This is a genomic window from Bacillota bacterium (genome assembly GCA_040754675.1).
GTDB lineage: Bacteria > Bacillota > Limnochordia > Limnochordales > Geochordaceae > Geochorda.
The window spans coordinates 1-5577 of the sequence record JBFMCJ010000270.1; the positions used below are offsets into that span (position 1 = coordinate 1).

General features: G+C 70.7%; 7 protein-coding genes. 2 read left to right on the forward strand and 5 right to left on the reverse strand.

Translation table 11 applies throughout. From position 1 onward, the window contains the following. Together AB1609_14570 and AB1609_14575 are read left to right on the forward strand one after the other, a co-directional pair. The coding region (locus AB1609_14570; protein MEW6047683.1) for a hypothetical protein at nt 1-472 on the forward strand (472 nt) is incomplete at its 5' end. A 28-nt stretch (nt 473-500) separates the two neighbouring features. Further along, on the forward strand, nt 501-1106 hold the full coding sequence (locus tag AB1609_14575; GenBank protein ID MEW6047684.1) for a protein-L-isoaspartate(D-aspartate) O-methyltransferase: 606 nt from the start codon (nt 501-503) through the stop codon (nt 1104-1106). Nucleotides 1107-1110: 4 nt separating this feature from the next. On the opposite strand, the gene AB1609_14580 is transcribed toward AB1609_14575, so the two are convergent. The 5 genes from AB1609_14580 to AB1609_14600 all read right to left on the reverse strand — a co-directional run. Beyond that, nucleotides 1111-1854: a molybdenum cofactor biosynthesis protein MoaE gene (locus tag AB1609_14580; protein MEW6047685.1), complete on the reverse strand. Its 744-nt coding sequence runs from the start codon at nt 1852-1854 to the stop codon at nt 1111-1113. Between the two features lie 17 nt (nt 1855-1871). After that, nucleotides 1872-2750, reverse strand: coding sequence for a ribonuclease H-like domain-containing protein (locus AB1609_14585; GenBank protein ID MEW6047686.1), 879 nt, complete (start codon nt 2748-2750; stop codon nt 1872-1874). Further along, entirely contained in the window at nt 2740-4101 is a 1362-nt protein-coding gene (gene hutI, locus AB1609_14590) for an imidazolonepropionase (GenBank protein MEW6047687.1), read from the reverse strand. Before hutI ends, AB1609_14585 begins: the two co-directional genes overlap by 11 nt. A 12-nt stretch (nt 4102-4113) precedes the next feature. Then, complete coding sequence (ftcD, locus tag AB1609_14595) at nt 4114-5076, reverse strand: glutamate formimidoyltransferase (GenBank protein ID MEW6047688.1); 963 nt, start codon at nt 5074-5076, stop codon at nt 4114-4116. Nucleotides 5077-5121: 45 nt separating this feature from the next. Continuing rightward, on the reverse strand, nt 5122-5577 hold a 456-nt coding region (locus AB1609_14600), incomplete at its 5' end, for an NUDIX domain-containing protein (GenBank protein MEW6047689.1).

Below are 5577 nucleotides of genomic sequence, written 5' to 3' on the forward strand. Positions count from 1 at the left end.
CCTGGGTTCAGCGAACTCCGTAGCGACCCGCGCGTCGAGCCGCTTTATCATCCTGGCTCCCTGGGCCGCACGCTGGGACTGGGTGGCCGACCAGCTGCGCCGCGCAAAGTCTGAGCGCATCCGCCGGCTTTTCGTGCTGACCCCCACCTCCCCGCTCGCCTGGCCTCAGAAGCAAGAGGGGCAGATGCTCGTGCGGTGGCTTTCGCTGGCCTTGCGGGAAGGGGTCGAGACCTGGGTGCTGTTTGGCGACGAGACGCTCACGCACCGGCTGGTGGATGGCGTGCACCTGATGGGCGTTCCTCCGGTCTCGCCGTCCGGAGGGCTCGTGCTTCTCAGCCTCGCCCCGTCCGGGGTCTCGGTTCGCCCCGTGGAACCCGCTGCACAACTCGGCGCCCCTGCGCCGCCGGCCGGGCCGCAGACGGCCGCGCAGGAGCTGGACCCGTCCGGGACGAATCCAAACCCGAACCTGTAGGCTCGCCGGCGTAAAGGAGGCGGGTGCCGTGGCGCCCGCCGCGCTGCAGTCGGAACACCTGGATCCCCGCGTTCTGGCGGCGATGGCCCGGGTGCCACGCCACCGGTTCGTGCCGGCTGCCTATCAAGCGGTGGCGTACGCCGACCGGGCCCTGCCCATCGGATGGGGCCAGAGCATCTCCCAGCCCTACATCGTGGCCCTCATGACCACGCTTCTGGCGCTCAAGCCCGGCGACCGGGTGCTGGAGGTCGGGACCGGCTCGGGCTATCAGGCCGCAGTGCTCGCGGCACTGACGCCTTACGTCTACTCCATCGACGTGATCCCGGAGCTCGCGCTGTCGGCTGCTGAACGGCTGCGCCGGCTCGGATATTCAAGCGTTCAGATCCGGGTGGGGGACGGATACCTCGGCTGGCCCGAACAAGCCCCATTTGACGCCATCGTGGTCACCGCGGCACCGGATCACGTCCCGCCGCCGCTCCTGGACCAGTTGAAGGTCGGCGGGCGGCTGGTGGTGCCGGTGGGTCCCCGGCGCGAGGGGCAGGTGCTGTGGCTGGTTCGCAAGCTGGAGGACCGGGTGGAGATGGACAACATCCTGCCCGTGCTCTTCGTTCCCCTGGTGCGCCCGTCCCCGTAGGCCCTCAGGCACCGAGGCCGACCCACTCCTCGCCGTCCTCGTAGCGCTCCTTTTTCCAGATGGGAACCCGCTTCTTCAACTCGTCGGTGGCCCAGCGCACCGCCTCGAAGGCCGGCGCGCGGTGGGGCGCGGCCACGGCGATCACCAGGCTCACGTCGCCCGGCCGCAAAAGCCCGGTGCGGTGCGCCAGGACCACCCGGGCCCCGGGCCAGCGGGCCGTCACCTCGCGCCCGATGGCGTCCATCTCCCGCCGCGCCATCTCGTCGTACGCCTCGTAAAGGATTTCGAGCGTGCGGCGGGCCTGGCCGCCTGCCTGCCCGCCCGATCCCCCGGGAGCCGCCGCCGTCCACTCCCGGACGGCGCCGACGAAGACGGCGATGGCGCCCATCTCGGGGGCTACGAGGGAGTCCACCACGGCGTCGGCGCCGAGCGGCTCGGCGGTCAGGATGACCCGTACGGGCGCGGCGCCGGCCGCCCTTCCCGCGGCTCCGTTCCCGCCGGCCACGGGCGGGATGAACGCCACCTCGTCGCCATCGGCAAGCACCCGTTCCCAGGGCGCATAGACCAGATTGACGGCGACGCGCACGCTTTGCCGCGGGAAGTTCAAGGGGGACCCAAGCGCCCGCTCCAGCGCCTCCCATGCGTCAAGCGCCGTGGCCTTGCCGGGGAGTTCCAGCCACACCTCCCGCCGCCCGCCCGCCCGTTCGGCAAGCGCTGCAAACAGCCGCACCCTGACCCGAAGCGCCACCCCGAAACGCCTCCTCCTCACGCCGCGGCGCCGGCACGCCACGAGGCCGGAACCGAAAGCTCCTGCCCCTGGCGGTCGACGACCTTCAAATACCCCTGCGAAAGCCCGAACTCGAAAAGCCGGCGGGTGATCTCCACGTCTTCCCGGCAGTAGCGCACCACGTCGCTCAACCTCCCCTGCCGGAACCACTCCACCGCCTCCAGCCCCGTCGCCAGCTTGGACGTGCCCAGCGTGGCCCGCGCCAGGCTTTCCAGCCCCGGCCGCCAACCGAGGCTCTGCTCCAGCTCGAGCATCAGGTCGAGCGTTGGAACCCCGTAAAGCCTGTCGGCCTGCGCCGAATAGCCGGCCAGCACCTCGTAGTCGAACCGCAGGACGTTGAACCCCACGATGAGCGGCGCCCGCAGCAGCCGCTCGATGAGGGCCGGCACGTCCTGCTCCAGGTAATCCCGGAAACCCCCGTCCGCGTCGCTGTACGTGACGGCCGCCGAGACGCCCAGCCGGTCCAGGTGGTGACGGCCGCCCACCTCTTCAAAGATGCGCTGCGTTTCGAGGTCGAAGAAGACGGCAGAACCCCCGTCCAGCACGGCGCCCGCCCACGACGGACGGGAGGCGCGGGCAGCCTGTTGGGAGAGGCGTTCGGGGCCCAGGTGCTCTTCCAGGTGTAGCCATACCGCTTCGATGTGCTTGCACGTTCCGAGGCCCTTCGTCTCGTAGTCCTGGCAGTCGCACCTGCAGGCCGCGCCCCTTGCCCAGCGGAACTTTACCTCGTGCGCGCGCCCGGATCGCCCCGTCACCCGGTACCGCCCAAGGAACGGCTCGCCGCTGACCAGTTCGGCCCTCAGGCCTTCCTGGCGCGCCCGCTCCCGGCGCCGTGCGACCTCCTGTTCACGTGACATCCTCGCGCTCCTTTTGGGCGGTCCCGGACAACGGGCCTGCGCCCCCTCCGCCGGCCCACACGACGCGGCCCCCGCCCACCACCGCCTCCACGCCGTCGACGCCCAGGCGGTAAAGCAGGTGCAGGTACGAGGGGCCGGTGAGCACCACGAGGTCCGCACGCTTTCCCACCTCGAGGCTGCCCACCTCCTGGCCCAGGGCGAGGGCGTGGGCGGCGTTGATGGTGCCCGCCGCCAGCGCCTCCTCCGGCGTCATGCCCAGCACCGGGCAGGCCAGCGCACACGCCAGCGCCATGGACTCGATGGGGCTCGTCCCCGGGTTGTGGTCCGTCGCGACGGCCATCGGGACGCCGAGCTCGCGCATGGCCTCAACGGGCGGGCGCTTGGCGCTTCGCATGGTGAGTTCCGCACCGGGCAGGAGGACTGCCACGGTGCCGGATGCGGCCAGAAGCGAGAGTTCCTCGGGGGTTGCGAAGTTCAGGTGATCGGCGCTGACGGCTTGCAGTTCCGCGGCCAGGCGGGTGCCGCCCCCGGCGTGGAACTGGTCGGCATGGATTTTCAGCGCAAAGCCAAGCTCTCGGGCTCTGTTTAGGATCCGCCGGGACTGATCGGCGTCGAACGCCCCCTCTTCGCAGAAGACGTCGCAAAACCGCGCCAGCTCGGGCCTGGCGGCCAATGCCGGGAGCATCTCGTCCACCACCAGAGCGGCGTAGCGGTCAGGCTGACCCGCATACTCCGGGGCAACCGCATGCGCGCCGAGAAAGGTGGGCACCACCTGGATGGGCACGAGTTCGGCGCAGGCTCGGACGGCTTCGAGCAGGCGCACTTCCCCCGCCGGGGTGAGGTCGTAACCGCTCTTGATTTCCACCGTGGTGGTTCCCGAGCGCACCATACGAAAGAGGCGCTGGACCGCGGCCTGCACCAGGCCATCCAGCGGCTCTTCCCGGGTGCGCCGCACCGTACTCAGGATGCCTCCGCCCGAGCGCAGGATCGTAAGGTAGCTCTCGCCCCGCAGCCTCCTGGCCCACTCCGCGGCCCTGTCGCCGGCGTACAGGGAGTGGGTGTGGCAATCCACGAAGCCGGGGATGACGGCGTGGTCCCGGGCGTCGATGACGGCCGTGCGGGAGTCCCACGCGATGCGGCTTTCGACCCGGGAGGTGGGGCCGGCGGCCACGATGCGGTCGCCCGCACACGCCACCGCCCCGTCCTCGACGATGCCGAGGGCGGCTTCGTCCACGGCGCCCCGGATCGGGCGATCGGAATGGCCAGCCAGCGTCACCAGCTGGGAGGCCCGCCTGACCAGCAGGTCGGCATACAGCCGGCTGCGGGCCCGCGAGGACAACGGTGCTGCCACGAGCTTGCTCCCTCATCCATCCTCTGCCCGCTGCGGGAGCCCGCCCTGCTCGGCCCGGTCGGCCGCCTCCGCCTCGGCCAGCCGGCGTTCGAGGATCTGGCGCCGGTTCCAGGGAGGGACGAGCTGCAGGTAGTACTCGGCGCACTCGATGAGCGCGTCTTCCGGCACCAGCCCCACGATTTCGCTTGACCGGACGGCGACGCCAAAGCGCCGGGCCTCCGCCGCGACCAGCTCGAAGGCGCGATAGACGGGGGTCTTGCGGTAGTCCAGCAGGTTCATGGAGACCTGGGTGGTGCCGCGCTTTTCGAGCTTGACGCCGATGGCGCGCACGTTCACCAGGCCGCCGCTCGACTCCCGGACGCGCCGGGCGATCTCCTTGGCGACTTCCAGTTCACCCGTGTTGAGTTCCACGTTGTAGGCAACAAGGGGCGGCCGCACCCCCACGACCGTGCCGCCCGCAGTGGGGTGCACCCGGGCCGGCCCGAAGTCCGGGCGGCGTTCGGGATCGGTGTCCATGGCCTCTTGCAGTCCCTCGAAGTTGCCGCGACGCAGGAAGCTCAGGTCCCGCCGCTTCAAGGAGGTGGCCGCCTCGCCGTACAGGAAGACCGGCACGCCCAGTTCCTCGGCGATGCGCTGGCCGAGGCGGCGGGCGGCCGGCACCAGATCCTGCAGCGTCACGCCCCGGATGGGCACCAGCGGCACCACGTCGGCCGCCCCGATGCGGGGGTGGCTGCCCGTGTGCGACCGGAGGTCGATGCGCGCCACCGCCTCCGCCACGCCGGCGAAGGCCGCCTCGAGGACGGGCTCGAGGGGCCCGGCGAAGGTGATGACGCAACGGTGGTGATCCTCGTCGGATTCGGTGTCCAGGACGCGGACACCCTTCACCTTTGCGATGGCTTCCGTGATGGCCGCAATGACTTCCGGCCGCCGGCCTTCGCTGAAGTTGGGAACGCACTCGACCAGGACACTCTCCACGTCCCGCGTGATGGCCTCCCTCTGGCCAGGCTGCGGCCGCAGGCCCTAGGCAGAAGGCCTGCGGTGGGGCGTCTGTAGCGCCTTTCGGGACCAGAGCCGGATCTCCTCGGTCAGGTCCATTTTCTCCAGTTCCTGCAGCGAAAACCAGCCGATGGCGGCCACCTCGCTGTTGGGCCGCAGTTCGGGGAGCGACGGCTCTACGCCGCCGGCCTGGAGCGGCTCGGCGAAGTAGATGAGGTCGATGTGCTCGTGGCCGGGCTCGATCACCTCGAGCTGGATGCCCTCCGGCCTGGTGAGCTGCCTCGGTACCTCTACCGGGAGTGCGCGCTCGCCCGCCAGCCGCACGACGAGCCCTGTCTCCTCCTGGACCTCCCGCACCGCCGCCTCGTCGGGGAGTTCGCCGGGCCGGATGTGGCCGCCGGGGGGCAGCCACTTGCGGTAGCGGCGATGAAACATGAGCAGGAGCCGCCCTCTGTACGTGACGAACACCGCGACGGTAAA